Origin of the sequence: Burkholderia sp. SJZ089 (assembly GCF_007828315.1) — a bacterium.
Classification (GTDB): Bacteria; Pseudomonadota; Gammaproteobacteria; order Burkholderiales; family Burkholderiaceae; genus Burkholderia; species Burkholderia gladioli.
In genome coordinates this window covers 438,520-465,151 of the sequence record NZ_VIUM01000003.1, presented here as the reverse complement: position 1 = coordinate 465,151, position 26,632 = coordinate 438,520, and the positions used below count along the sequence as shown (strand labels likewise).

20 protein-coding genes are annotated in these 26,632 nt (G+C 69.4%); 14 read left to right on the top strand and 6 right to left on the bottom strand.

Features of this window, described 5'->3' with window-relative positions:
- Positions 1-155: 155 nt before the first annotated feature.
- Together FB600_RS07935 and FB600_RS07930 are read right to left on the bottom strand one after the other, a co-directional pair.
- A complete protein-coding gene (locus tag FB600_RS07935) occupies positions 156-989 on the bottom strand; it encodes an alpha/beta hydrolase (RefSeq protein WP_096752404.1) in 834 nt (277 codons plus the stop codon).
- 23 nt (positions 990-1,012) lie between these two features.
- Complete coding sequence (locus FB600_RS07930) at positions 1,013-1,957, bottom strand: dTDP-4-dehydrorhamnose reductase family protein (RefSeq protein WP_098151589.1); 945 nt, start codon at positions 1,955-1,957, stop codon at positions 1,013-1,015.
- 252 nt (positions 1,958-2,209) lie between these two features.
- Between FB600_RS07930 and FB600_RS07925 the strand changes: the two genes are divergently transcribed.
- From FB600_RS07925 to FB600_RS07915, 3 genes are read left to right on the top strand one after another with little or no spacing between them, the layout of a single operon-like run.
- Positions 2,210-2,818, top strand: coding sequence for a DUF2760 domain-containing protein (locus FB600_RS07925; protein ID WP_042284737.1), 609 nt, complete (start codon positions 2,210-2,212; stop codon positions 2,816-2,818).
- Positions 2,815-4,665 carry an Hsp70 family protein gene (locus FB600_RS07920; protein WP_096752401.1) on the top strand — a complete coding sequence of 617 codons (1,851 nt, stop codon included), beginning with the start codon at positions 2,815-2,817 and terminating at the stop codon, positions 4,663-4,665. Before FB600_RS07925 ends, FB600_RS07920 begins: the two co-directional genes overlap by 4 nt.
- Positions 4,665-7,625 carry an Hsp70 family protein gene (locus FB600_RS07915; RefSeq protein WP_145756487.1) on the top strand — a complete coding sequence of 987 codons (2,961 nt, stop codon included), beginning with the start codon at positions 4,665-4,667 and terminating at the stop codon, positions 7,623-7,625. Before FB600_RS07920 ends, FB600_RS07915 begins: the two co-directional genes overlap by 1 nt.
- Positions 7,626-7,647: 22 nt before the next feature.
- On the opposite strand, the gene FB600_RS07910 is transcribed toward FB600_RS07915, so the two are convergent.
- The gene (locus FB600_RS07910) at positions 7,648-8,766 is read right to left on the bottom strand and encodes a GAF domain-containing protein (RefSeq protein ID WP_098182469.1); all 1,119 of its coding nucleotides are present in this window, start codon (positions 8,764-8,766) and stop codon (positions 7,648-7,650) included.
- A gap of 465 nt (positions 8,767-9,231) precedes the next feature.
- Here FB600_RS07910 and FB600_RS07905 point away from each other — a divergent pair, with 465 nt between their 5' ends.
- The 6 genes from FB600_RS07905 (at position 9,232) to FB600_RS07880 (ending at position 15,593) form a co-directional block, all read left to right on the top strand.
- Positions 9,232-10,011 carry a response regulator transcription factor gene (locus tag FB600_RS07905; RefSeq protein WP_096752398.1) on the top strand — a complete coding sequence of 260 codons (780 nt, stop codon included), beginning with the start codon at positions 9,232-9,234 and terminating at the stop codon, positions 10,009-10,011.
- A 202-nt stretch (positions 10,012-10,213) separates the two neighbouring features.
- Complete coding sequence (locus FB600_RS07900) at positions 10,214-11,779, top strand: methyl-accepting chemotaxis protein (RefSeq protein WP_145756486.1); 1,566 nt, start codon at positions 10,214-10,216, stop codon at positions 11,777-11,779.
- Between the two features lie 140 nt (positions 11,780-11,919).
- Entirely contained in the window at positions 11,920-12,333 is a 414-nt protein-coding gene (locus tag FB600_RS07895; protein ID WP_098151584.1) for a hypothetical protein, read from the top strand.
- A 133-nt stretch (positions 12,334-12,466) separates the two neighbouring features.
- Positions 12,467-12,958, top strand: coding sequence for a hypothetical protein (locus FB600_RS07890; protein ID WP_227742725.1), 492 nt, complete (start codon positions 12,467-12,469; stop codon positions 12,956-12,958).
- Positions 12,959-13,347: 389 nt separating this feature from the next.
- The gene (locus FB600_RS07885) at positions 13,348-14,523 is read left to right on the top strand and encodes an EAL and HDOD domain-containing protein (protein ID WP_096752971.1); all 1,176 of its coding nucleotides are present in this window, start codon (positions 13,348-13,350) and stop codon (positions 14,521-14,523) included.
- A gap of 116 nt (positions 14,524-14,639) precedes the next feature.
- The gene (locus FB600_RS07880; protein ID WP_098151583.1) at positions 14,640-15,593 is read left to right on the top strand and encodes a chemotaxis protein; all 954 of its coding nucleotides are present in this window, start codon (positions 14,640-14,642) and stop codon (positions 15,591-15,593) included.
- 69 nt (positions 15,594-15,662) lie between these two features.
- Here the strand turns inward: FB600_RS07880 and FB600_RS07875 are convergent, their stop codons facing one another.
- From FB600_RS07875 to FB600_RS07865, 3 genes are all read right to left on the bottom strand, one after another.
- A complete protein-coding gene (locus tag FB600_RS07875; RefSeq protein ID WP_096752394.1) occupies positions 15,663-16,031 on the bottom strand; it encodes a nuclear transport factor 2 family protein in 369 nt (122 codons plus the stop codon).
- A 222-nt stretch (positions 16,032-16,253) separates the two neighbouring features.
- Entirely contained in the window at positions 16,254-19,361 is a 3,108-nt protein-coding gene (locus FB600_RS07870; protein ID WP_145756485.1) for an efflux RND transporter permease subunit, read from the bottom strand.
- Positions 19,362-19,371: 10 nt separating this feature from the next.
- Positions 19,372-20,844 (bottom strand): efflux RND transporter periplasmic adaptor subunit, encoded by a 1,473-nt coding sequence (locus FB600_RS07865; RefSeq protein WP_145756484.1) that lies wholly within the window; start codon positions 20,842-20,844, stop codon positions 19,372-19,374.
- A 237-nt stretch (positions 20,845-21,081) separates the two neighbouring features.
- On the opposite strand from FB600_RS07865, the gene FB600_RS07860 reads away from it, so the two are divergent.
- From FB600_RS07860 to FB600_RS07840, 5 genes are all read left to right on the top strand, one after another.
- On the top strand, positions 21,082-21,801 hold the full coding sequence (locus FB600_RS07860) for a response regulator (protein WP_046576196.1): 720 nt from the start codon (positions 21,082-21,084) through the stop codon (positions 21,799-21,801).
- A complete protein-coding gene (locus FB600_RS07855; protein WP_013689172.1) occupies positions 21,798-22,868 on the top strand; it encodes an ATP-binding protein in 1,071 nt (356 codons plus the stop codon). Before FB600_RS07860 ends, FB600_RS07855 begins: the two co-directional genes overlap by 4 nt.
- A 106-nt stretch (positions 22,869-22,974) precedes the next feature.
- Positions 22,975-23,700 (top strand): glutathione S-transferase, encoded by a 726-nt coding sequence (locus FB600_RS07850; RefSeq protein WP_046576193.1) that lies wholly within the window; start codon positions 22,975-22,977, stop codon positions 23,698-23,700.
- A gap of 361 nt (positions 23,701-24,061) precedes the next feature.
- The gene (locus FB600_RS07845; RefSeq protein ID WP_145756483.1) at positions 24,062-25,558 is read left to right on the top strand and encodes an efflux transporter outer membrane subunit; all 1,497 of its coding nucleotides are present in this window, start codon (positions 24,062-24,064) and stop codon (positions 25,556-25,558) included.
- The gene (locus FB600_RS07840; protein WP_145756482.1) at positions 25,555-26,631 is read left to right on the top strand and encodes an HlyD family secretion protein; all 1,077 of its coding nucleotides are present in this window, start codon (positions 25,555-25,557) and stop codon (positions 26,629-26,631) included. Before FB600_RS07845 ends, FB600_RS07840 begins: the two co-directional genes overlap by 4 nt.
- Position 26,632 lies beyond the last annotated feature (1 nt).

Sequence of the window (26,632 nt, the reverse complement as noted above, 5' to 3'; positions counted from 1 at the left end):
GCGGCGCCATGCGGCTCGCTGATTGTCCACGCACGCCGGCTGGTGCGCGTATCGGATCGGAATCCCTTGTCCGGAATGCGAAGCTCGGGCGCATGAGCGGGCCGCGGGCAGGTATTGCCGCCAACCGGGGCGGCTGAACCCGCGCATCCTTCGCGCTACACGCTGTCGAAACGCGCCATCAAGGCCGTCATCTGCGCACCGCCGGGCTCGGCCAGATCGTCGAGCACCGAGAAGTGCGTGGCCCCCGCCACCGGCAGGTAGGCCACCGGCTGGCCCGCCGCGCGGCAGGCCTCGGCATACTCGCGCGAATGCCGGACCAGCTCGGGCAGCTCGGCCGCGCCGACCGCCACCGTCAGCGGCGCGCCCGCGCCGATGCGGCGCAACGGGCTGTAGCTGTCGACCTCGGCCTCGCTGAGCTGCAGCCGCTCGTTGAGACGGCCGAGGCGGATCGGCTCGAGCTCGACCAGCGCGCTGACCGGCATCGCATGCTGCACCGAGGGATGCGCGCGATGCACCGCCGTCAGGTGGCCGCCGGCCGAATGCCCGCTCAGGCACAGCGCGCGCTCGCGCGTGGCCGGCTCGGCGGCGAGGTGGTCGAGCAGCGCGCCGATCTCGCCGACGATGCGCGCCATGCCTGCCTCGGGCGCGAGCGTGTACTCGGCCAGCACCACGTCGAAGCCATGCGCGAGCGGGCCGGCCGCGACATAGGCGAAATCCTCCTTGTCGCATTTCTGCCAGTAGCCGCCGTGGATGAACACGAACAGCGGCGCGCCCTGGTGGCCGCAGGCGAGATAGTCGTAGCGCTGCCGCGGCGCGGGGCCGTAATGCAGGTCGCGCTCGCTGGCGCCCTGTCCGGCCAGCCGCGCGTAGAGCGCCGCGCTGCGCGCGCGCATGGCGGCATAGACGGCGGGGAAGTCGTCGACGGCGCCGGGGTTGTCGTAGGCCGCGTCGAGCTGGGCGCGCGTCATGCCGCGATAGACGGATTTCATGCGTTCTCCGGGGCGCGGGGGCGTCAGCGGGCGGGGCCGTCGCGCAGCACGGCGCGGATCGCCTCGTCGAAACGCGTGCGCCGGCCGATGCCGAGCGCTTCCAGCCGCGACGAGTCGAGATGGCAGTCGCGCGGGCGCGGCGTGGCGTCCTTCGGCTCGGCCACGGCGATCAGGCGCGGCACGATGCCGAGCGCGGCGGCGATGCGCGTGGCGATCTCGTGCTTGTTCATCGGCTCGTCGCCGGACCATTGGCAGAGGCCCGTCACGGCGGCGCCCGCCGCATGGCGCTCGGCGAGCTGCACGATCACCTCGGCGACGTCGGGCGTCCAGGTGGGATAGCGGGTGGCCCAGGCATCCATCTCGACGGGCGCGGCGCCGTCGCGCGACGAGGCGACGATGGCCGGCACCAGGCTGGTGACGGCCGAATCGGCCCAGTCGATCACCGGCCCGTAGAGCAGCGGCAGGCGCAGCGCGCAGGCGCGCGAGGACGCGGCCAGCAGCGCGGCCTCGCCGTCGGCCTTGCCGCGGCCATAGGCGTTGAGCGGTGACGGCACATCGGTTTCGCGATAGGGCGGCGCGCTGCCGTCGAACACGTAGTCGGTCGACATGGCCAGCGTCCAGGCGCCGATTGCCTCGGCCCGCGCGGCGATCGCGGCCGGCGCGTCGACGTTGAGCGCGCGCGCCGCGGCGGGGTCGCGCTCGCAGACGTCGGGGCGCCGCTCGGCCGCGCAGACGATCACCGCGTCGGGGCGCTGCGTGGCGAAGAAGCGATCGAGCGCGCCGGCATCGAGCACGTCGAGCGGCGTCAGCGCGGCGGGGTCGAGGCCGGCGATGCGCGCGGCGGCCAGCGCGTGGGCGCTGCCGGGGTCGCGCACGGTGGCCAGCAGCTGCCAGTCGCGGCGCGGCACCAGCGCGGCGGCCACCGCGCGGCCCAGCAGGCCGGAAGCGCCGATCAGGGCGAGTTTCATGCGTCGTTCTCCCAGTGGCCCGGCGACCGGGCGGACCGACATTGTGCCGGTTCCACCGTGACGGCGCGACGGCGACGCGCCGAGCATTTTTGAGCGGGGCCGGACCACAACAAGGCAAAATACGGGTTTTTCGAGCCCGTGCCGGGCTCCTTCCTTTCCTGCCGCGCCCCTGAGCCGGCGCGCCCCGAGCGCGCGCCGCCGTGCCGGCAGGGCAGCTCGCGCCTCGCCGCGAGCCCACCGGAGTTGTTTGACATGCCTGAATCGAATCTGTCCTTGCTGGGCCGCCTGTCGGTGGCTATCGGCTCGTTCTTCGCCATCCTCGGCAACGGCAAGCTGGCCGCCGAGGTGCGCGACCTGCGCAATGGCGTCACGCCCGCGGCAGCGCCCGTGGCCCCTGCCGCGCCGCAACCGGCCCCGGCCAAGCCGCAAGCCCCGGCCCCCGTCGCGGCGCAGCCGGCACCGGCGCCCGTGATCGCCGCCGCGAGCCCCGACGCGGCACTGCAATTGCTCGGCCTGCTGCAGAAGAACGCGCGCTTCGTCGATTTCGTCGAGGAAGACATCGCCGCCTATGCCGACGCCGAGATCGGCGCGGCCGCGCGGCTGGTCCACGAAGGCTGCCGCGCCACGCTGCGCGAGCACTTCACGATCCGCCCGGTGCGCGGCGAGGCCGAGGGCGCGCGCGTGACGCTGCCCGCCGGCTTCGACGCCACCGCCAACCGCGTGACCGGCAACGTGGTGGGCGCCGCGCCCTTCACCGGCACGCTGAGCCATCGCGGCTGGCGCGCCGACGAGGTGAAGCTGCCGAAGCTGGTGGCCACGCACGACCTCACGGTGATCGCACCGGCGGAGGTGGAGCTGTGAGCGAGGCACGTTATTCGATCGGCATCGACCTCGGCACCACCCACTGCGCGCTGTCCTACGTGGACCTGGCCGCCAGCGACGGCGACGCGGCCGCGCAGCAGGTGCTGCCGATCGCGCAGCTCAGCTCGCCGGGCGCGGTGGCCTCGCCCGAGCTGCTGCCCTCCTTCCTCTACCTGCCGCACGAAGGCGAACTGGCCGCGGGCGACCTGAGCCTGCCCTGGACCGCGAGCCGCGACTACGCGGTCGGCGAGATGGCGCGCAGCCGCGGCGCCGGCACGCCGATCCGCCTGGTGTCGAGCGCGAAGAGCTGGCTGTGCCACCCCGGCGTGGACCGCCGCGCGGCGATCCTGCCCAACGACGCGCCGCCCGAGGTGGCGCGCGTCTCGCCGCTGGAAGCCTCGGTGCGCTACCTGAACCACCTGCGCGAGGCCTGGGACCACGCGCATCCCGATGCGCCCTTCGCCGCGCAGGACGTGACGGTGACGATCCCCGCCTCGTTCGACCCGGCCGCGCGCGAGCTGACGGCCGAAGCCGCGCAGGCCGCCGGCTACACCCGCATGACCCTGCTGGAAGAGCCGCAGGCCGCCCTCTACAGCTGGATCCAGAAGAGCGGCGGCGGCTGGCGCAAGGACGTCAAGGTCGGCGACATCATCCTGGTGGTGGACGTCGGCGGCGGCACCACCGATCTCTCGCTGATCGCGGTGGTGGAGCGCGAAGGCAATCTCGAGCTGCATCGCGTGGCGGTGGGCGAGCACATCCTGCTCGGCGGCGACAACATGGACCTGGCCTTGGCCCACGTGGTGGCCCGCAAGCTGGCCGCGCAGGGCACCCAGGCCGATCCGTGGCAGTTGCGCGCGCTGACCTACGCCTGCCGCGGCGCCAAGGAGACGCTGCTGTCCGATCGCAGCGTCGAGACCGTGCCGCTGGTGGTGCCCAGCCGCGGCGCCAAGCTGATCGGCGGCTCGATCCGCACCGAGCTGACGCGCGCCGAACTCACGCAGATCCTGCTCGAAGGCTTCTTCCCGCAGGTCGAGGCGAGCGCGCGCCCGGCCGTGCGCACGCGCGCCGGCCTCACGCAGCTGGGCCTGCCCTATGCGCAGGACGCCGGCATCACGCGCCACCTGGCCGCCTTCCTCGGCAAGCAGGTGGGCGCGCTGGCCGAACTCGACGGGCTGCCGGCCGCCGCGCACCACCCCGGCGCGAGCTTCCTGCACCCGAGCGCCGTGCTGTTCAACGGCGGCGTGTTCAAGTCCGAGCTGCTGACCGAGCGCATCCTCGCGATCCTGAACGGCTGGCTGGCCGCCGACGGCGCCGCGCCCGCGCGCCTGCTCGGCGGCGCCGATCTCGACCTCGCGGTGGCGCGCGGCGCGGCCTACTACGGCTACGTCAAGCGCGGCCGTGGCGTGCGGATCCGCGGCGGCACGGCGCGCGCCTACTACGTGGCGATCGAATCGGCGATGCCGGCGATCCCCGGCATGGAGCCGCCGATCTCCGCGCTCTGCGTGGCGCCCTTCGGCATGGAGGAAGGCAGCGACGCGGCCCTGCCCGAGCAGGAATTCGGGCTGGTGGTGGGCGAGCCGGTGCAGTTCCGCTTCTTCGGCTCCTCGGTGCGGCGCCAGGACCAGGTGGGCGACATGCTCGACTACTGGTCGCCGGAGGAACTGCAGGAGCTGGAGGCGATCCAGGCCACCCTGCCCGCCGACGGCCGCACGCCGGGCGAGGTGGTGGCCGTGCGCCTGCATGCGCGCGTGACCGAGGCCGGCACGCTCGAACTCGAGGCCCTGCCGCGCGGCAGCGAGGCGCGCTGGAAGGTGGAATTCGACGTGCGCGGCGGCGTGGACGCCTGATGGCGCGATACCACGTCGGGATCGACCTCGGCACCAGCAACACGGTGGTGGCCTATGTCGAGGCGGGTGGCGCGAACGAGGCGGCGATCCGCGTGTTCGAGATCGAGCAGTTGGTGGGGCCCGGCGAGATCGGCGCGGCGCCGCTGCTGCCGTCCTCGCGCTATCACCCGGCGCCGGGCGAGCTGGCCGCCGAGGCGCTGGCGCTGCCCTGGCCCGCCGGGGAATCGGCGAATCGCGCAACGGATCGCGCCGCCGGGCAGGCCGCCGGCGGCAGCGCGCCACCTGCCGCGCCGTCCCCCGCGCCGTCCCCCGTAATCGGCCGCCTGGCTCGCCAGCTCGGCGCGCAGGTGCCGGGGCGCCTGGTCAGCAGCGCCAAGAGCTGGCTGTCGAACGCCTCGGTCGACCGGCTCGCGCCGATCCTCCCCTGGGGCACGCCCGACGAGGTGGAGAAGGTCTCGCCGGTGGCCGCCAGCGCCTCCTATCTCGCGCATGTGCGCGCCGCCTGGAACCATCGCTTCCCCGAAGCGCCGCTGGAACAACAGGACCTGGTGCTGACCGTGCCCGCCTCGTTCGACGACGGCGCGCGCGCACTCACGCTGGAGGCCGCGCGCGCCGCCGGGCTGCCCGCGCCGCGCCTGCTGGAGGAGCCGCAGGCGGCCTTCTACGACTGGCTCTACCAGCATCGCGACGGGCTCGACGCCGAGCTGGCCGGCTCGCGGCTGGCGCTGGTCTGCGACGTCGGTGGCGGCACCACCGATCTCACCCTGATCCGCGTCGAGACCGACGAGGCAGGTGCCCCGCGCCTGACCCGGATCGGCGTCGGCAATCACCTGATGCTCGGCGGCGACAACATGGATCTCGCGCTCGCGCACCTGGCCGAGAGCCGGCTTGCGGGCAAGGACGGCGGCGGCGGCGCGCGCCTGTCGGCGGCGAGCCTGTCGCAACTGGTCGAGCGCTGCCGCGTCGCCAAGGAGCAACTGCTCGGCGAGGCCGCGCCCGATTCGGTGCCGATCACCCTGCTCGGCGCCGGCTCGAAGCTGATCGGCGGGGCGCGCAGCATCCAGCTCGGCCGCGAGGAGGTCGAGCGGATCGTGGTGGACGGCTTCTTCCCGGCCGGCCGCGCCGACGAGCTGCCGCGCCGCTCGCGCGCGGCGATCGTCGAGTTCGGCCTGCCCTACGCGGCCGATCCGGCCGTCACGCGCCACGTGGCGGCCTTCCTGGCGCGCTTCGCCGCGTCCTCGGACGAAACCGTCGCGCCCGCAAGCAATGCGCCGGCCGCGCCGCTCGCGATGCCCGACACGCTGCTGCTCAACGGCGGCGTGTTCCGCGCCCAGGCGCTTGCCAAGCGGCTCGCCGACACGCTCGGCACCTGGCGCGGCGCGCCGCTCAAGCTGCTCAACAACGACCAGCCCGATATCGCCGTGGCGCGCGGCGCGGTGGCCTATGGGCTGGCGCGCGCGGGCCGCGCGCCGAGGATCGGCGGTGGCGCGCCGCGCAGCTACTTCCTGGTGCTCGACGAGAACGGCGACACGCGCGGCGCCGGCAAGGGCGGCCAGACGGCCCAAGCCGACGAGGCAGACAACTCGGCGGCCGCTGCCACCGCTGCCACCGCTGCCGCCCCCGCGCCGCGCGGCGTCTGCGTGCTGCCGCGCGGCACGCCCGAGGCGCAGGACGTGCGGCTCGACGATCGCACCTTCGCGCTGCGGCTCGGCCATCCCGTGCAGTTCCACCTGGTCTCGACGGTGGCCGAGACGCCCTGGCGGCCCGGCGAGATCGCCGAGCTGTCGGGCGCCGATTTCGTCTGGCTGCCGCCGGTGGCGACCGTGGTGCGCCGGCAGGGCGGCGAACGCCAGCGCGAGCGCAAGGTGCGCCTGACGACGGCGCTGACCGAGCTCGGCACGCTGGAGATGCACTGCGTGGCCACCGACGACGAGACGCAGCGCTGGCAGCTCGAATTCAAGCTCAGGCAGGACGCGCGCGAGGACGGCGGCGAGGCGCTCGACGAGACGCGTCATCCGCGCCTGGACGAGGCGATCGAGTCGATCGAGGCGGTGTTCGGCGCGCCGTCCGCGCGCGTCGACCCGAAGGCCGTGAAGCGCCTGCGCGCGCAACTGGAGCAGACGCTCGGGCCTCGCCAGGACTGGGACCTGGCCCTGCTGCGCGAGCTGTTCGGCGCGCTGTGGGAACGCGCCGGCAAGCGCCGCCGCTCGGCCGACCACGAACGGCTCTGGCTCAACCTGGCCGGCTGGTGCATCCGCCCCGGCTTCGGTCATCCGCTCGACGGCTGGCGCGTCGAGCAGCTCTGGACGCTGTTCGACGACGGCATCCAGCACCTCAACGACGCGCAGGTCTGGTCGGAATGGTGGACGCTGTGGCGCCGCGCGGCGGGCGGCCTGCCGGCCGAGGCGCAGCAGCAGGTGCTGGAGGCGCTGAGCTGGCTGGAGCAGGCCGCCTCGCAGAAGCATCACGGCCTGCCCTTCGATCCCTCGAAGCTCGGCCAGGCCGACATGACGCGCCTGTATGCCTCGCTCGAGCAGATTCCCGCCGAGCGCAAGATCGCCATCGCCGAGGCGCTGCTGGCGAAGCTGGAGCGCGCGCCGGGCAATCGCCAGGACTGGTGGGCGATCGGCCGGCTCGGCGCGCGGCTGCCGTTCCACGGCAGCGCGCACGAGGTGGTGCCGGCCGAAGTCGCCACGCGCTGGCTGGAGGCGATCCTCGCGCTCGACTGGAAGAAGGTGGAGCCGGCCATGTTCGCGGCCGCGCAGATCGCGCGCATGACGGGCGATCGCTCGCGCGACCTGCCCGATGCCGTGCGCGAGACGGTGCTGCGCCGGCTGGAGGCCGCGCATGCCTCGCCGAGCTGGGTGGCGATGGTGCGGGACGTGGTGACGCTGGATAGCGCCGATACCGGGCGCGTGTTCGGCGAGGCGCTGCCGGCGGGCTTGAAGCTGATCGGGTGAGCGGGCGCCGCGCCCGTTGGCCTCAAGCGTCGGCCGCGCGCCAGTGAGCCCGGCGGGTCTGGGTCGCCAGATTGACACGAGCCGAGATCAGGTCCGCCAGCAGCCGGAGCGAGCCCATCTCGGTGTCGCCGGCCTGGCGGGGAACACGGTCGATGACGCATAGCGATCCCAGTGCGTAGCCGTCGTTGTCGCGCAGGGGCGCGCCTGCGTAAAACCTGATCTGCGGCGCCCCCGTGACCAGCGGGTTGTCCTTGAAGCGTGAATCCTGCAAGGAGTCCTTCACCACGAAGGGCTCGCCGAGAATGGTGTAGTTGCAAAATGCCCAGACCCGCGGCGTCTCCCGCACATCGAGCCCATGGTGCGACTTGAACCATTGACGATCCTTGGTCACGAGACTGACCAGCGCGATGGGCGCCGAAAACACGCGAGCCGCCAATCTCGCCGTATCGTCGAATATGGCTTCGTAGGGACTGTCCACCAAGCCTGAGCGTTGCAGGGCAAGCAGGCGCCTGGCCTCGTTGCGCGCCACCGGGTAGGGCAAGGCTGGCTCCGCCTCGGCGTCGCCGGGCGCACCGTCGAGGAAAGGCGCCAACGCGGCGCGGATGGCCTGGACGGCGGCCATCTCGTCCTCGCGCGCAAGCACGGTCAGACGTGCCGAAGCCGGCGCCGCCAGATGGCCGCGGCCGCGCTCCTCGCACAAGGCGATCACCGCGACGTGGGCCAGGTGCGGGTCCGACAGGATGTGATTGACCACCAGGGTGCGATCCCAGTCCGTCGCCGATATCTCGATCACCACCACGGCCGGCTGGATGCGGCCGAAGGTGGACAGGGCGGTGAGGGCATCGGCCACATGCTCGAGCCTGGCGCCCAGCCCGGCCAGTCGTTCGCGAAAGCCATGCCAGGTCGGCTCGGTGGTCAGGAAGGCGACGGGCACAGGAGCGAGCGCGAGGCCCAGCGGCCCGGCCTCGCGCGCCTGCGCGGCAAGCACATCGCGTTCATGGGCACGGCGATGCCCTCCGGGTGTTTTCCACGACTGCGGTACGTTGGCTTCGATCCAGCTCTGCGCGGTCTTGATGGACACCCCGAGCCGATCGGCCACATCCCTCGACGTCAGGACACGATCCTCGTCTGACATGCTCATGCACGACCTCGGAATTGGTAAATTTGAAAGGATAGTAGCCTCTTCCGTCAAAATTTAGCAACGCCCGGTAGAAATTGGGCGAAAAGAAAACGTTTGCCAACTTGAAAGTGGAAAAATTGATACTTCCCAATTCGGTATTGGGATATCGTCACCGCAACGGCTGCACACGAGCCCTCACCGACGAAACAGCACCGGTACCCGCCGAGCGCAGGCGCGCCGAGATAGACGGGATCCGCCCTGCCGGCCTCGCGCGGTGCAGGCGAGCGCTCGGCTGCGACAGCGGCTCGCTATCGTACTGCGTTTGGTCGTTTGGTGCGCTTGGTGCTCGCTCGTGACGTCACCTCTGAGGCGGCTGGTCGCGATGCATGAGTTAGTGATGCGAATGAATGTGGAAAATAGTCTGAACGGAAGGTGCCAGTTGCCAACTTGCCTCGCTCACCACCGCGATCTTGTGGATGGGAATTCATGAGTTCATTCGAGTTCATCGTCGTCGACGGCGATCCAATCGTCCGCTTCGGCATCCGTGCGCTGCTGACCGGCGGCATGCAGGCCCCCACCGCCGGTGAAGTGGCCCCAGGCTTCAGGTTCCGGGACTTCGACTTGGCCGCCACGCGATTGATCGTTCAGATCGCGAACGGCAAATTCGGGGCTGGGCTCGAGCGCATCGGTGAAATCAGGAAATACTCTCCGCGAGTGCCGTTGCTGGTCCTGGCCGCGAGCGTCGATGCGGACGACGTGGTCCGTGGCTTGCGGGCGGGGGCGACAAGCTTTCTCCGACACACGGCCGACATCGGCGAACTGCGCTCGGCCATCGAGACGACATGCCGAGGGCAACGCTACCTGGGCAACGACATCGCCGCCCTGCTGTCGGAGCACCTCGTCTCGGGACAACCCCGGAAACACGCGAGCCTGTCCAATCGGGAACTGCAGGTCATGTTGCGACTCGCGCAGGGCCGACGCGTCACCGATGTCGCCCGCGAGCTATGCCTTTCCGTGAAGACCGTCAGCAGCCACCGATCGAGATTGCTCGAGAAGATGGCAATGAAATCCAACACCGACCTGACGCGTTATGCGCTGACTCACAAGCTGATCGACGGGGATCTCGGCGACGCGGAAGCGGACCCGCACGCCCCCTCCATCGAAAGCGGAATGCAGCCCGCCCAGCCGCGTGGAGCACTGCGCGAGCGTGCTCCCCACGAGGACTGGCTCGGCAAGCGAATCGAAGCGGCACCTCGATTGCCTTAGGGCACCAGCCGCCGAGGCACCCCGGAAGAAGTATCGACCGAGACAGCGAAAACAATTCATCGCCATCAATCATCTGATTAGGAATACGACATATTTCCGCCTTCCGAGAGACGTGTCGTTCCGAACCCGGGTCAGCCATCCGAAACCTTGCGGCAAGAGCCAGGCCGAAGGACCGGATCGCGATTCAACGACGGAGCTAGATATGAGTTTTGACGGCCTGACCATGCGTACCAGGTTTTCCGCGACCTTCGGTGCGCTCACGGCGATCGTGCTGATTGCATCGGCCATTTCGATCCATGCCCTGGACAACGCGAACACCCGTTTCTCGAGCTTTGTCTCGGGCGTCCAGGAGCGCGCGGCGATGGCACAGGCGATACGGGCGGCGGTCGACGACCGGGCCATGGCGGTACGCAACCTGGTGCTGGTCTCGTCCCCGGCCGATATCGAACTCGAACGGAATGCCGTGTTCGATGCCGAGCGCCGCGTCGAGACGACTCTCGCCCGTTTCAATGCCATGGTGGCCGCCGCCCAGGATGCTTCCGACGAGGAGCGGAGTCTGGCGGCCGAAATAGGACGAATCGAAACACGCTATCGCCCGGTCGCCCTGGAAATCACCAGGCTGGCCATCGACCATCGCAACGACGCCGCCGGCGCCGAGATCGTCAGCCAGTGCAGGCCGCTGCTTGCGGCCCTGATCAAGGCGTCGAACGACTATGCACGCGCCAATCGCGCGCGTGCCGACGACATGGTGCGGGAGTCGGAGGATCGATTCGCGCGGCAGCGTGCCTTGCTGGTCGTCATCTGCCTGCTCGCCGTCGCGACGGCGACGGTGTCGGGGCTGCTGATCACGCGCGGCCTCCTGCGCGCCCTCGGCGCCGAACCCGCCGCCTTGAGGGAGGTGTCCCGGCGGATCGCGGGCGGCGACCTGAGCCCGGTTGCCGGCGCCGCGCAAGCCCCGGCCGGAAGCGTATTCGCCGCGATGAGCGCCATGCAGTCGAACCTCGTGAGCTTGATCGGGCAAGTCAAGGTCTCGGCGGGATTCATCGCCACCGGGACGAGCGAGATCGCCTCCGGAAACCAGGATCTGTCCTCGAGGACGGAACAGCAGGCGTCCTCCCTGCAGCAAACCGCCTCGAGCATGGAAGAACTCACCGCCACGGTGAAGCAGAACGCGCAGAGCGCCAGGCAAGCCAGCGCCATGGCGGCCAACGCGTCCGATGTCGCCCGCAAGGGAACCGAGGTGGTCGGCCGTGTGGTTGAAACGATGAACGACATCAGCCAGAGCTCCACGAAGGTCGCCGACATCACGGGCATCATCGAAGACATCGCGTTCCAGACCAACATCCTGGCACTGAACGCGGCAGTGGAGGCGGCCCGCGCCGGCGAGCAGGGACGAGGCTTCGCGGTGGTGGCGGGCGAGGTCCGCGGTCTCGCCCAGCGTTCATCGAGCGCGGCAAGGGAGATCAAGGACTTGATCGGCGCGTCGGTACAGAAGATCCGTGACGGCGCACAGCAGGCAAACGACGCCGGCGACACCATCGCCGAGGTCGTGCACGCGGTGGCGCGCGTCACCGACATCACCAGCGAGATCGCGGCCGCGTCGGACGAGCAAAGCCGCGGCATCGAGCAAGTCAACCAGGCCATCGTCCAGATGGACCAGGTGACACAGCAGAACGCGGCGCTCGTCGAACAGGCCGCGGCTGCATCGAGTTCCCTGGAACGCCAGGGACGCGAGTTGCATGGTGCGGTCGCATCGTTTCGCGTCTAGCCCGGTGAGCTTGCCGGCTTGCCAGGGCGGTGGCCGGCGAAACCCATCGTGGGCCAGGCGCGAACCATCTCCCGATCGCCGCCTGAACTCGGGCAAATCGGAGTCGCTTGGGGCAGCAGGACAATGAACATGGGACGGACATGAGCAGCATCGAGAAATATTGGCGCGGGTTGGCGATGGGAATCCGGTCGATCGTCTATTCGAACACGGAAAATCGACTGCGGCAGTTGGCGCGGCAACACCCACGTCATTGCCGGTTGTTCGATCCGCTCGCATGGGCGCAGCGCTGCATCGCGCAGGCGGCGGCGATGATCGATCGTGCGGACTGGGACGATGCCCCCGGCTCGGACGATGCGCAAGCACTGCGCTCATACGCTACGGGGGTGGCGATCGGCTTCTATGGTGTCGAAGCGCGGCGCAGCTTCGCATCGTCGCCGCCTTCCGCCGGCTCCAAGTGGAGCCAGGAACAACTGCACCGCTTGCAATCGTTGGGGCTCGAGCACGGACGCTACATTCGCGATGCTTGCGCCAACCGGCAAAACCTGTCCGGATGAAAACCGGGCGCCTGGCGACGGACGAATCCATTGTCCAGACGAGAACCGCTGTCTAGGCATGCCTGGTCAAGCCCCGGGAGCGGTGCCGTCTGCGAGCGAAGCGCCACCACCTGCCATGCACGAAAACACGAAGATGAGCGCATTCCACATGCAGCACGGCAGCGGCCCGGCCTGGAAATCCGGTCAGATCGCCCGCCTGGGCACGGCCCTGGATTCGCTTTGCGGGGCGCTTGTCGCCATCGACAAGCGGTACGATGAAACCATCGCCCTGCGCCGGGCGGTATGCGAGTCGGCTCGCGCCCTCGGCAAACGGCGACCGCACATGACGGAGGTGGCGCACTTGCTGGAGGCGACGTTCGCGCTGACGGCCCCTGCCCACCTGAGCATGGCGCGCCGCCTGGCCGTCGAGATGCGATGCATCCTGGAACAGGCCATCGCCAGCCTGCGCGAGTTGCCGGACGCGGACGCCTCTCGCGAATCGTCATGCACGATCGTGGGCTCGGCCATGGCGGATCTCGTCCATCATTGCGACGAAAATGCCGTCGCCCTGTCAAAACTGCTGGGTAATGCGGAGCACGAAATCCAGGTGCTGCAAGCGCTACTCGTCGAACTGTCCGGGCCGTGAAGCCGCTTGCCGTCCCGCCACGGGCAAGGCCGGGCCCGACGGCTTGCCGGCGACACCCGCCAGTCACGGGCGCCGCGCCCCCGATTTCCGCCGATGCGGCATCGGTATAAACACCCGAACCACTCAAGCAAATCGAGCCGGTGTCGTTATTACATTTTCATTGTCGTGTCGCGCATTGCCATATGAGGAATGCGCCGTGCCGAAATCAATCGGTCTGAGGATTGAAGGCGGCATCGGCGATGCCAAACGCTATTGGAGAATGTTGCCGCTCGCCCGCCCGCGAGGATATCGGGCCAGCAGACGAGCGGTGGGATGAAAGCGCGGGCGCTCGCCACTTCGGCGATGCCAGCCGGCTTGATGGTTTTCAATTCGCCTGGAGGATGGTTGAGATGCAAGCCGGCACTGCCGATCGCGAGCACGGCCTGGCGATCTTCGCCAAGCAGGCGATCGTCGATCGCGTTGGAAAGATATACGGCCACGAGCTGCTGTTTCGTGACGGGGCGGGCGCCGTGGCATCCGTTACCGATCACTCACGGGCAACGATGACCGTGATCGAGGCAGCGATGGGCCACGTGGGCCTCAACAATGTCTCGCCGGTCGGCACCTTTTTCCTGAATTGCTCGGCGGCCTTTCTGATGTCGCCGGCGATCCACACGTTACCCGTTCGCCGCTTCGTGCTCGAGATTCTCGAGACATGCGAGCTGGACCGGCAGCTCATACGCCGTTGCGAGCAGCTGAAATCGCTCGGCTTCCGCCTGGCGCTCGACGACGTGCGCACGGCGTCGCCCGATCTGCTCAACATCCTCCCCTTGATCGACATCGTGAAAGTGGATTGGCCCTATACCGATCCCGAGCAGCGCGACCGGCTGATCGATACCGTCGTCAAGCACGGCAAGATGGCGCTCGCGGAGAAAATCGAAACGGTTGCCGAGCGTGCATGCGCCCTGGCGTCCGGCTGCGCACTGATGCAAGGGTTCTATTTCAGCCGACCTCAAGTCATATCGAAGAAGAAGGTCCTGCCGGACCTCGAGGTCGTCACTCAGTTGATACAGGCGCTGCTCGACGAGGCAAGCCTGCCTCGACTGGCGGAGAAGATCGAGCGAAGCCCTGGGTTATGCGTGCAGTTGCTGCATCTGGCGAACAGTTGCACCGTCGGCAACCCGTCGAGGTCGAGAATCTCGTCGATCGAGCATGCCGTCTCGCTTGCCGGCACCCAGATGCTGCTCACGTGGTGCGCGCTGCAACTGTATCAAGGGGGAGCCGACGCGACGGCCGACCCGCTTACCGACCTGGCTCGGCAACGCGCCGACCGGATAAGCGACTGGCTGACTTCCCGGGGTGCCACGCCCCAGGCGTACAACAAGGGCCGGTTGGTGGGACTGCTGTCCCTGCTCCATATCAGCCAGGGCGTTTCCGCCGCCGAGCTGTGGCGCCCGATTTCGTTCGAACCGGAAATCAAGCGCGCTCTCGTACTGCAGGAGGGGCTGCTCGGCAACGCGCTGATCGCGGCGACGAGACTGGAACAGTCCTTCTCGCCGGGCGATCGCGTGCCGGCCCTGAGCTGATCGTTCCCGTCGCAAGCACCATGACGTGAACGCCCAGGCAGCCTTTCGCCAGCGCGGCATGCCATGCGCTGCCCCCGCCCCCCAATCGGACTCAATCCGCGAAACCAGGAGATCTCATGAAAACCATCGACGGCAACATTGACGAACGCACGACGCTGACGAGCAACAATCGGCTCGAACTCCTGCTGTTTCGCCTGGGGAGCGTGCGCCCCAACGCGGCACGCGCCCTGTACGGCATCAACGTGTTCAAGATCCGCGAGATCGCGACCATGCCCGAGGTCACGCCGATCGCGGGCTCGGCCGCTCACATCCTCGGCGCGGTCGACATTCGCGGTCAGATCATCCCCGTCATCGATCTGGCCTCCCTGATCGGCACCCGGACCGACAGTGCGCCGGCCATCCTGCTGGTGACGGAATTCTCGCGCGGCACGCAGGCATTCGCCGTCGAGGAGGTCGAGGACATCGTGCGCCTCGAATGGAACCAGGTGCTGAGCGCGGAATCGAGCGGCACTTCGGGCTACGTGACCGGCATCGCGCGACTCGGCGACGCGGACGGACAAAGCCGGCTCGCGCAGATCCTCGATGTCGAGCAGGTGATGCGCGACGTGTTCCCCGAGCAGCACGAGGACGTCAAGCCGGCGGACGTGGGTGCAGCCGTGCGCGCATCGAGCGGGAGCATTCTCGCGGTGGACGATTCGGGCTTCGCGCGGGCCTTGCTCGACCAGGCGCTGACCGCGCTGCAGGCGCCTCACATGATGGCGTCGAACGGGGAAATGGCCTGGCAGATGCTGCTCAAGCTGACCGAGCAGGCCGAGCAGGAAGGCGTGCCGGTACGCGACAAGGTTTCCCTGGTGGTCACCGATCTCGAGATGCCCGAGATGGACGGCTTTACCTTGACGCGGAAAATCAAGGCCGATGACCGTCTGAGACATATTCCGGTGCTGATCCATTCCTCCCTGACCGGGGAAGCGAACGAGACCCATGCTCGAAATACCGGTGCGAACGGCTATATCGCCAAGTTTTCGCCGGCCGAGCTTTCCGCGGCAATCCGCAACGCGCTTGCGGCCTGATCCCGATCCACATTCGGCCATGGCCGACATCCTCGGGCTGCCGCCTCGGCGGCGGCACCGGCACGCGCTTCAGCCGATCCGCGAGGCGTGCCCCGCGATCACCCGCCAGCGCGCACCCGAGGCACGCCAGAGCCGCGTATAGGCGAATTGCCCGTCGATCGGCGTGGAGCCGAAATGTCCCGCCAGATCGGCCTTGGTGACCGTCACCACCATCTCGCCTACGCGCCGCGAGCGCGTCTCGATGATGTCGAGCCGATGCAGGCGCAGCAGCCGCGCGCGATGCGCATCCAGGTCGTCGTCCTTCGACAGCACCTGCCCGTCGGGCGCCGTGAACACCAGGTCGTCGTCGATCAGCTCGGACAAGGTCATGACATCGTTGGCCAGCATCGCGTCGCGCAATGCCGCTTCGTAGCGGGCGATGATCTCGATTCCGTTCATGCGAAGCTCCTCGGCGGGCGGAGGCTGCGGGTGGTCGCAGCGTACACGAATCCGGGGAGCGCCGTGCAGGCTCCGGGCATCGGCGGATACCCTGAGTGATCGGACGAGTGAGGTAAGTGGGCGCCGGCTTTGGCGGGGCTTGTTGCGTGGTGCGAAACAAAACCGCTCGATTCTCAGGAATCGACCCATTTGAGATTCAAAACGCCGCTCGCCATCCATGCATCACCCCTCCCGCGCCTGCCCCCCGAACACCCGCCGCACGCTCACGAACAGCAGCGGCACGAAGAAGATCCCCAGCACCGTGGCCGCGATCATCCCGCCCAGCACGCCCACCCCGATCGCGTTCTGCGCGCCCGAGCCCGCGCCCCTCGCGAGCGCCAGCGGCAGCACGCCGAGGATGAAGGCGAACGAGGTCATCAGGATCGGCCGCAGGCGCTGCCGCGCGGCGTCGAGCGTGGCTTCCAGCAGGCTCGCGCCGCGCGCCTCGCGTTCCAGCGCGAACTCGACGATCAGGATCGCGTTCTTGGCGGCCAGGCCGATGGTGGTCAACAGGCCGACCTTGAAATAGACGTCGTTGGTCTGCCCGAACAGGAAGGCCCCCGCCAGCGCGCCGGCGATGCCCACCGGCACCGACAGCATCACCGCGATCGGGATCGACCAGCTCTCGTACAAGGCCGCCAGGCACAGGAACACCACCAGCACCGAGATCGCGTACAGCGCCGTGGCCTGGTTGCCCGACAGCCGCTCCTCGAAGGACAAGCCGGTCCACTCGTGGCGGAAACCCGCCGGCAGCGAGGCCACCAACCGGTCGATCTCGCGCATCGCGTCGCCGGAGCTCACGCCCGGCGCGGCCTCGCCCTGGATCTCCAGCGCCGACATGCCGTTGTAGCGCTCCAGGCGCGTCGCGCCGAAGCTCCAGCGGCCCGCCGCGAACGAGGAGAACGGCACCATCTCGCCGCCCGAACCACGCACGTACCAGTGATCGAGATCGCCCGGGTGCATGCGGAAGCCCGCGTCGGACTGCACGTAGACGCGCTTGACGCGGCCGCGGTCGATGAAGTCGTTGACGTAGTCGCTGCCCCAGGCCACCGACAGCGTGGTGTTCACGTCGGCCAGGTTCAGGCCCAGCGTGCTGGCCTTCGACTGGTCCACCTCGACGGCGAACTGCGGCGTGTCCTCCTGCCCGTTGGGCCGCGTGTTGGCGAGCAGCGGGCTCTTGCCGGCGGCCGCCAGCAGCCGGTCGCGGATCGCGTTGAGTCGCTCGTGGCCGGCGCCGTTCACGTCCTGCAGGAAGAAGTCGAAGCCGTTCGAGGTGCCCATGCCGTCGATCGCCGGCGGCAGCAGCGCATAGACCTGCGCGTCGCGGATCGCCGAGAAAGCGGCCTGCGCGCGCTGCGCCACGGCCTGCGCGGACCAATCCGCCTTACGCCGATCCTTGAAGTCCTTCATGCGGATGAAGGCAATGCCGACGTTCTGCCCCGAGCCGCCGAAGCCGTAGCCGGCCACCGTCATCACGCCCTCGACGGCATGCTTCTCGTCCTTCAGGTAGTAGTCGGTGACGCGCGAGAGCACCTGCTCGGTGCGATCGCGCATCGCGCCGGCCGGCAGCTGCACGGCGGTGATCAGGGTGCCCTGGTCCTCGACCGGCAGGAACGAGCCGGGCAGGCGCACGAACATCCAGCCGGTCACGGCCACCAGCAGCACGAACAGCAGCAGGAAGCGCCGGCCGCGCGCGAGCACGCCCTGCACGCCGCGCCGGTAGGCCAGCGCGCCGCGGTCGAAATGGCGGTTGAACCAGCCGGCCAGGCCGCGCCTGGCGGCATGGTCCTCGCCGCGCTTGAGCAGGGTCGCGCAGAGCGCCGGCGTGAGCACCATCGCCACCAGCACCGACAGCAGCATCGCGGTGACGATGGTCACCGAGAACTGCCGATAGATGATGCCGGTCGAGCCCGAGAAGAAGGCCATCGGCACGAACACCGCCGACAGCACGGTGGCGATGCCCACCAGCGCGCCGGTGATCTCGCGCATCGACTTGCGGGTGGCCTCGCGCGGCGAGAGCCCTTCCTCGTGCATCACGCGCTCGACGTTCTCCACCACCACGATCGCGTCGTCCACCAGCAGGCCGATCGCCAGCACCATCGCGAACATGGTGAGCGTGTTGATCGAGTAGCCGGCCAGCGCCAGCACGCCGAGCGTGCCGAGCAGCACCACCGGGATCGCCAGCGCCGGGATCAGCGTGGCGCGCACGCTCTGCAGGAACACGAACATCACGATGAACACCAGCACCACGGCCTCGATCAGGGTCTTGACGACCTCCTCGATCGACAGCGTGACGAAGGGCGTGGTGTCGTAGGGATAGAACACCTGCACGCCCTTGGGCATGGTGCCCGAGAGCGAGGCGATGGCGGCCTTCACGGCGCGCGCGGTGTCGATCGCGTTGGCGCCGGGAGCGAGATTGACGCCCAGGCCCGAGGCCGGCATGCCGTTGTAGCGCGATTCGTAGGTGTAGGTTTCCGCGCCCAGCTCGATGCGCGCCACGTCGCGCAGCCGCACGATCGCGCCATCCGCGCCGCTCTTGACGATCACGTTGCCGAACTGCGCCGGCGTCTGCAGGCGGCTCTGCGCGGTGACGGTGGCATTGAGCTGCTGGCCCGGCACGGCGGGCTGCGCGCCGAGCTGGCCGGCCGCCACCTGCGCGTTCTGCGCGCGCAGCGCGTCCTCGATGTCGCCCGGCATCAGCGCGTAGCGGTGCAGCTTCGCGGGGTCGAGCCAGATCCGCATCGCGTAGGCGGCGCCGAACAGCTGCGTGTTGCCCACGCCCGGCACGCGCTTGATGGTGTCGTTCATCGCGCTGACCACGAAGTCGTCGAGGTCGGCCGAATCGAGCTTGCCGTCGGTCGAGGCGAAGCCCACCACCATCAGGAAGCTCGCCGAGGACTTGGTGACGGTCAGGCCCGAGGTCTGCACGATGGTCGGCAACTGCGAGGTGACCAGCTGCAGCTTGTTCTGCACCTGCATCTGCGCGACGTCCGGGTCGGCGCGGTTGGTGAAGGTCAGGCGGATCTCGACCTCGCCGGTCGATTCCGACGAGGCCGACATGTATTGCAGGTTGTCCACCCCGGTCATGCCCTGCTCGATCACGCGCGTGACCGAGTTCTCGACCGTGCGCGCATCGGCGCCCGGATAGGTGGCGAAGATCGAGATGGTGGTGGGCGCGATCTCGGGGTACTGCGCCACCGGCAGTGTGCGCAGCGCGAGCAGCCCGCCCAGCATCACCGTGATCGCCAGCACCCAGGCGAAGATCGGGCGGCGAATGAAGAATTCCGACATCGATGCGGCCTCAGCTGACGGTGACGGCCGAGGCGCCGCGTGCCATCGCGTAAGGGAACGGCGACGGCAGCAGGGTCAGCATCGGGCGCGTGGGCACCGGGTGATAGCGCTTTTCGTCGGCGGCCGAGGCCGTGGCGGCCGGCGCCGCCGAAGGCGACTGCGCGACGGGCGGGGCTGTCGTGCCGGCCTGCGGCACGGGCTTCTCGCCCGGGTTCGCGCTGGGGCTCGCGCTCGGACTCGGCAAGGGCCTGGCCGGCTCGGCGGCGGCCGGCACCGTGGCCACCGCCGGCTTGATGCCCGCCGTCTCGGCCTGCGTCACCGCCGTGACGCGCCCCGTGGCCGGGTCGATCGCCACCAGGCTGGCCTTCACCGCGTCGCCATCGCGCACCGCCAGGCTGCCCTCGACGATCACCTGGTCGCCGTCATGCACGCCGCGCTCGACGATCAGGTCGTTGCCGTGCTCGCGCGCGCCTTCCAGCACCTGCTCGACCACCTTGCCGTCGCGCACGAACAGCGCGGTGGCCTCGCCGCGCGGATTGCGGCCGATCGCGCGCTGCGGCACCAGGAAGGCGTCGCGCACCGCGCCGGTCTCCAGCACCGCGCGCGCGTACATGCCGGGCAGCAGCAGCCGCTGCGGGTTCGGGAACACCGCGCGCAGCGTGACCGTGCCGGTGGCCGCGTTGACGCTCGATTCCGAGAACTGCAGCGTGCCTTCCAGCGGGTAGCTCGCGCCATTCTCCAGCCGCAGGCGCACCCGCACCTTGCCGCCCGAGGGGCTCACGCGGCCCGCGTCGATCGCCTGGCGCAGGTTCAGCAGGTTCGCGCTCGACTCGGTCAGGTCCACGTTGATCGGGTCGATCAGGCGGATGGTGGTCAGCGCGGTGCCCTGGCTCTCGGTGACGAGCGCGCCCGGCGTCAGCGAGGACTTGTCGATGCGGCCCGAGATCGGCGCGCGGATCGTCGTGTAGGCGAGCTTGATGCGCGCCGTCTCCAGCGCTGCGCGCTCCACCGCCACGCTCGCGCGCGCCTGCGCCAGCGTTTCCACCGAGGTTTCGTACTCCTGCTTGCTCATCGCCTGGGCGCGCGACAGGATCGCGTTGCGATCGGCGCGGGCCAGGGCCGTCGGCACGGCCGCCTCGGCGCGCTGCAGCGCGGCCTTCGCGCTGTCGTAGGCGGCCTGGTAGGGCGCAGGATCGATCCGGTAGAGCGGCTGGCCGGCCTGCACGTCGCTGCCCTCGACGAACAGGCGCTCGCGCACCACGCCCGAGATCTGCGGGCGCACCTCGGATTCGAGCGAGGCCACCACGCGGCCCGCCAGCTCGGTGCTGAGCGGCACGCTCTGGCGGTGCAGCGCGATCACGCTGACCGGGGTGGCCGGCGCGGCGGCGGCGCCGTCGGCAGGATGCCGGTCGCGGCAGGCGGCGGCGCCCAGCAGCAGGGCCAGCGCGGGCGCGGTAATGAAAAGGGTACGCAGGCGATTCATGATGATCGGGACACGGTGGGTGAGGCGGGCTGGCCACGCTGGCCGCCGGCTGCGCCGCGTCGGGCGCAAAGGGGCGATGCCGCCAGGCTGCCGATCATCGGGCCCCACGATTCAGCGTTTGTGGAGAAGCGATGGAGGTTCGATGGACCCGCGCCTCGCGCCCGCGCGAGGCCTCGACGGGCCGCGCTATCATGTGCCGGCCATCCTCCCATGGCTTCCCGCCCCCGCACGACCACCATGAACGCGCTGATCCTGATCGCCGAAGACGAACCCGAAATCGCCGAGATCCTCGATGCCTACCTGACGCGCGAAGGCTTTCGCACCTACCGGGTGGCCGACGGCCAGACCGCGCTCGACGTCCATCCGGTGCTCAAGCCCGACCTGGTGCTGCTCGACGTGAAGATGCCGGGCCTGGACGGCTGGGCGGTGCTGACCGAGCTGCGCCGGCGCGGCGCCACGCCGGTGATCATGCTGACCGCGATGGACCAGGACATCGACCGCCTGCAAGGCCTGCGCTTTGGCGCCGACGACTACATCGTCAAGCCCTTCAACCCGGTGGAGGTGGTGGCGCGCACCCAGGCCGTGCTGCGCCGCGCCGGCACGCAGGGCCGCTCGCAGGTGATCCGCGCCGGGCGCATCGAGATCGACACCGAGAGCTACGTGGCGCGCGTGCTCGGCGCGGGCGCCGCGCAAGCCGGGGCCGCCGCGAACGCGGGCGACGTCACGCTGGCGCTGACACTGACCGAGTTCCGCCTGCTCGCGCACATGGCGAAGTCGCCGCAACGCGTGTTCAGCCGCGGCGAGCTGGTCGATGCCTGCCTGCCCGGCGGCGACGCGCTGGAGCGCACCGTCGACAGCCACGTCAGCAACCTGCGCAAGAAACTCGAACAGGCCGGCGCCTGCGGGCTGCTGGCGGTGGTGCGCGGCGTGGGCTACCGGCTCGAGAACGGCGCATGAACCCGCGCCGGCGCCTCGGCCGCCAGATCGTCTGGTCGATGGGGCTGGTGTCGGTGATCACCACCCTGATCGCCTTCGTCGGCTCGTACCTGATCTACGGCCTGCTGTTCACCTACCTGCCGCAACTGCAGCAGCCCGAGGATTCCTGGGTGCCGCGCACGCCCGACTACCTGATCTTCGCCGGCACGCTGCTGGTGGCGCTGGTGGCCGCGATCGTGATCGCGCTGCGCCTGGCTCGGCGCATCCTGGCGCCGCTCAATTCGCTGGCCGAGAGCGCGCGCGCCATCGCGGCCGGCGACCTGGCCGCGCGCGCCATCCCCGGCGATCGCACGCTCGGCGAGACCGCCCACCTGGTGGACGACTTCAACTCGATGGCCGGCAAGCTGCAGACCATGGCCGCCGACATGGCGCAATGGAACGCCGCGATCGCGCACGAGCTGCGCACCCCGCTGACGATCCTGCAGGGGCGCCTGCAGGGCCTCGCCGACGGCGTGTTCAAGCCCGACGACGCACTGATCCGCGGGCTGCTCTCGCATGTCGAAGGGCTGTCGCGGCTGGTCGACGACCTGCGCATCGTGACCCTGCAGGACAGCGGACATTTCGAGCTCCGAAGCGCGAGCACGGACCTTGGCGAGGAGGCGCGCCGCGCGGTGGAATCGATCCGGCCCGCGCTGGAGGAAGCCGGCTTCGTGCTGGAGCTGCGGCTGGCCTCGGCGGTGGCGCGCTGCGACGGCGCGCGCGTGCGCCAGGCCCTGATCGCCCTGCTCGACAATGCCCGGCGCTACGCCACGCCGGGACCGCTGCGGGTGGCCGTGGCGCGGGCCGGCGAGCTGGTGGTGCTGTCGGTGGAGGATGCCGGGCCGGGCCTTGCCGCGGAATTCGCCAAGCAGGCCTTCGCGCCCTTCACGCGCGCCGACGCCTCGCGTTCGCGGCAGCTCGGCGGCTCGGGGCTGGGGCTGTCGGTGGTGCGCGCCATCGCGATGGCGCACGGCGGCTGGGTGCAGTACCGCACCTCCGCGCAAGGCGGGGCCGTGTTCGAGATCGAGCTGCCGATCAAGGGGCGCTGAGGCGGGATCGTCACGTTGTCCTGTGCAAATGCAGCGACACGAGCGCGACGGCGATCCGCATCCCGCCCTACACTGTCGAGGTTCTCACTCGACGGAGACGCACACGATGCATTACGAACTCTATTACTGGCCCAGCATCCAGGGCCGGGGCGAATACGTCCGCCTGGCCCTCGAGGCCGGCGAGGCCGACTACAGCGACGTGGCCCGCCAGCACGGCCGCCAGGGCGACGGCATGTCGGCCATGATGGAACTGCTCGACGCCGAACTGCCCACGCCGCCCTTCGCGCCCCCCTTCCTGAAGGCCGGCGAGCAAATCATCGGCCAGACCGCGAATATCCTGCTGTTCCTTGGCCCCAGGCTGCACCTCGCGCCGAAGGACGAAGCCGGCCGCCTGTGGGCACATCAATTGCAACTGACGGTGGCAGACTTCGTCACCGAGATCCACGACACGCATCATCCGATCGCCTCGAACCTCTACTACGAGGACCAGAAGGCCGAGGCCGCGATGCGCGCGGAAGACTTCATCCGCCATCGCCTGCCGAAGTTCCTCGGCTACTTCGCGCGCGTGCGCGAGCAGAACCCGCGCAAGGGCGGCTTCATGGTTGGCGGGCAGCTCAGTTATGTCGATCTGTCGATCTTTCAGTTAATCGAAGGATTGCGCTATGCGTTTCCGAAGGCGATGGCGCGTGCGGAGAAGACATACGCGGGTTTGGTGGAGATTCGCGATCGGGTTGCCGAGCACCCGCCGATTGCGAACTACCTGGAATCGGATCGGCGCATTGCGTTCAATCAGGAGGGGATCTTCCGCCATTATCTCGAGCTGGATCGCTGAGGCCTCGCAACCGCCGAGGCATTGCAACGTGACCGTGCGGCGCCAGGGGCCGGGTGACTGGCGCCGCGGTTTTGCGCCTTTGACCGACTTCGAGTAACCGGCCGTGCTCGCTGCCGGCGGGCGGCATCCGGCCCCTTTCGGAGCGTGGCCCGCGGCTCGGCAGAAAGATTCGAACGCCGGCGCCAATGGAACACCGCTCATCCCCGCTGGCCGGTTGGCCCGTTGACTTGCGTCAACGCTGCGCGGCCACGACGCGACACCATAGGGCCAGAACCTGCTCGTCGCCGCCTGTCTGCCAAATGCATCACCGCTTGAGCGCGGACGTGGCAAGGCGATGCCATAGCCTACCTACCGCCGTGCCATGCGCAACGATGCCGCTCCCAGCGAACGCCTGAAGCAGTATGCCTATCGGCTGCACGCGGCCGTCATCGCGCTCGCGCTGTCGCTGTCCGCTTGCCTGTCGCTCGCGCCACAGTATGAACGCCCCGTATTGCCGGTCGCCCCCTCGTGGCCGACCGACGCGCCGAACGCGGGCCAGTCGACTGCCGCCGATGTGGGCTGGCGCGACTATTTTCCGGACCCTCAGCTTCAGGCCCTGATCGCGCAGGCGCTCGAGCACAACCGCGACCTGCGCATCGCGGTGCAGCGTGTCGAAGAGGCACGCGCCGCATATGGTGTACGCCGCGCCGATCAATTGCCTACCGTCCAGGCGGGTGGGTCGGCCCTCCGCTTCCGGACGCCGGGCGGCATCCTGGGCAGCCAGCCCATCAACGGCGCGGGCTATAGCGTGAGCCTGACCGAAAGCAACTGGGAACTCGACTTCTGGGGACGCGTGCGCAACCTGAAGGATGCCGCGCTCGAAAACTATCTGGCCAGCGACGCATCGCGGCGCGCCGCCACCCTTGCGCTGATCGCGCAGGTCGCCGATGCCTACCTTCTGCTGCGCGAGTTCGACGAGCAAATCGCCATCGCGCGCCAGACGATTGCGACCCGCACGGAATCCTTGCGTATCGTCCGGCGGCGCTACGAGGTCGGCGCGACGCCGAGGCTCGACCTGACGCAGTCGCAGATTCTGCTTGAACAGGCGCGCACTCTCGCCGCACGACTACAGCAGCAGCGCGCCACCGATGCTCATGCGCTCGACGTGCTCGTCGGCACGCCGACGGCGCTGTCGCCGCCGACGCGCCTGGACGACAACAGCATTCGGGCCGATCTCGGCGCGGGCCTGCCGTCGCAACTGCTGGAAAATCGCCCCGACATCGTCGCCGCCGAACATCAATTGCGCGCAGCCGCCGCGAACATCGGCGCGGCGCGCGCCGCCTTTTTCCCGCGCATCACCCTGACCGGCACGCTCGGCACCAGCAGTACCGCGCTTCAGGACCTGTTCTCGTCCAACACCGGCGCGTGGATCTTCCTGCCGAGCGTGTCGTTGCCGGTGTTCGACGCGGGACGCAACCGCAGCAACCTGGCTCTCGAAGAGGCGCGCCGGCGGGAAGCGCTCGCGCAGTACGAAAAAAGCATCCAGTCCGCGTTTCGCGACGTGGCCGATGCCTTGTCGGCACGCGCGTGGCTGGCCGACCAGGTTCAATCGGCACGTGCGAGCCTCGACGCGCAGACCGAGCGCGCGCGGCTTGCGCGGCTGCGCTACGACAGCGGCGCGACGCCGTTCCTCGAAGTACTCGACGCACAGCGCGATCTGCTGGACGCGCAGCAATCGCTCGTGCAGACCCGCCGGGCGCTGCTGTCGAGCCGGGTCGCGCTCTACTCCGCGCTGGGCGGCGATCTGGAGCACGAGGCCCGGGCCGGCCAGCGGCCATCGATAGCCGGACATTCGACCTCACAGGACCCGTCGCAATGAACCTTGCAACAAGGACGACAAGGCTGATTGCCGCCGCAGCGATGCTCGTCGCCGCGGCGGCCGGCTATCATGCGTGGACGCGACTGCACAAGGACGGCCCGGGCGACGCGTTCGCGAGCGGCAACGGTCGTGTCGAGGCGACCGAAATCGACGTCGCGACCAAGCTTGCCGGCCGCGTCGACAGTATCTATGTCGACGAAGGCGACTTCGTGAAAGCGGGCCAGCCGCTTGCGAGGATGCAGCTCACCGTGCTCGAAGCGCAACTCGACGAGGCGCGCGCGCGGCATCAGCAGGCGATCAGCAACGCGGCCAGCGTCGAGGCCCAGGTCGCGCAGCGCGTGAGCGACAAGGCCGCGGCTCAAGCGCTCGTGAGGCAGCGCGAGGCCGAACTCGACGCCGCGCAACGCAAGCTCGCGCGCTCGGAAACGCTGTCGCGCGAAGGGGCTTCGTCGATGCAGGAACTCGACGACGACCGCGCGCGAATGCGCAGCACCGAGGCAGCGGTAAACGCCGCCATCGCGCAGGTCGCGACCGCGACGGCCGCGATCGACGCGGCCCGCGCGCAGCTCGTCGCGGCGCGTTCGATGGTGGTGGCCGCGCAGGCCACCACTGCGCGGGTCAATGCCGATATCGTCGACAGCGAACTCACCGCACCGCGCGACGGCCGCGTGCAATACCGCGTGGCGGAGCCGGGCGAGGTGCTCGCCGCGGGCGGAACGGTCCTCAACATGATCGACCTCTCCGATGTCTACATGACCTTCTTCCTGCCCGAGACGGTAGCCGGCAAGGTCGCGCTCGGCGCCGAAGTTCGCGTGGTGCTGGATGCCGCGCCCAACTATGTGATCCCGGCCGCGATCACCTTTGTCGCCAGCACCGCGCAGTTCACGCCGAAGACCGTCGAAACCGCGAGCGAGCGCCAGAAACTGATGTTTCGCGTCAAGGCGCGCATCAGCCGCGAGCTGCTGCTCCAGCATCTGAAACTCGTCAAGACGGGGCTGCCGGGTGTCGCGTGGGTCCGTATCGATTCGCGGATGCGCTGGCCCGCGAACCTGTCGATCCGGGTGCCGCAGTGAG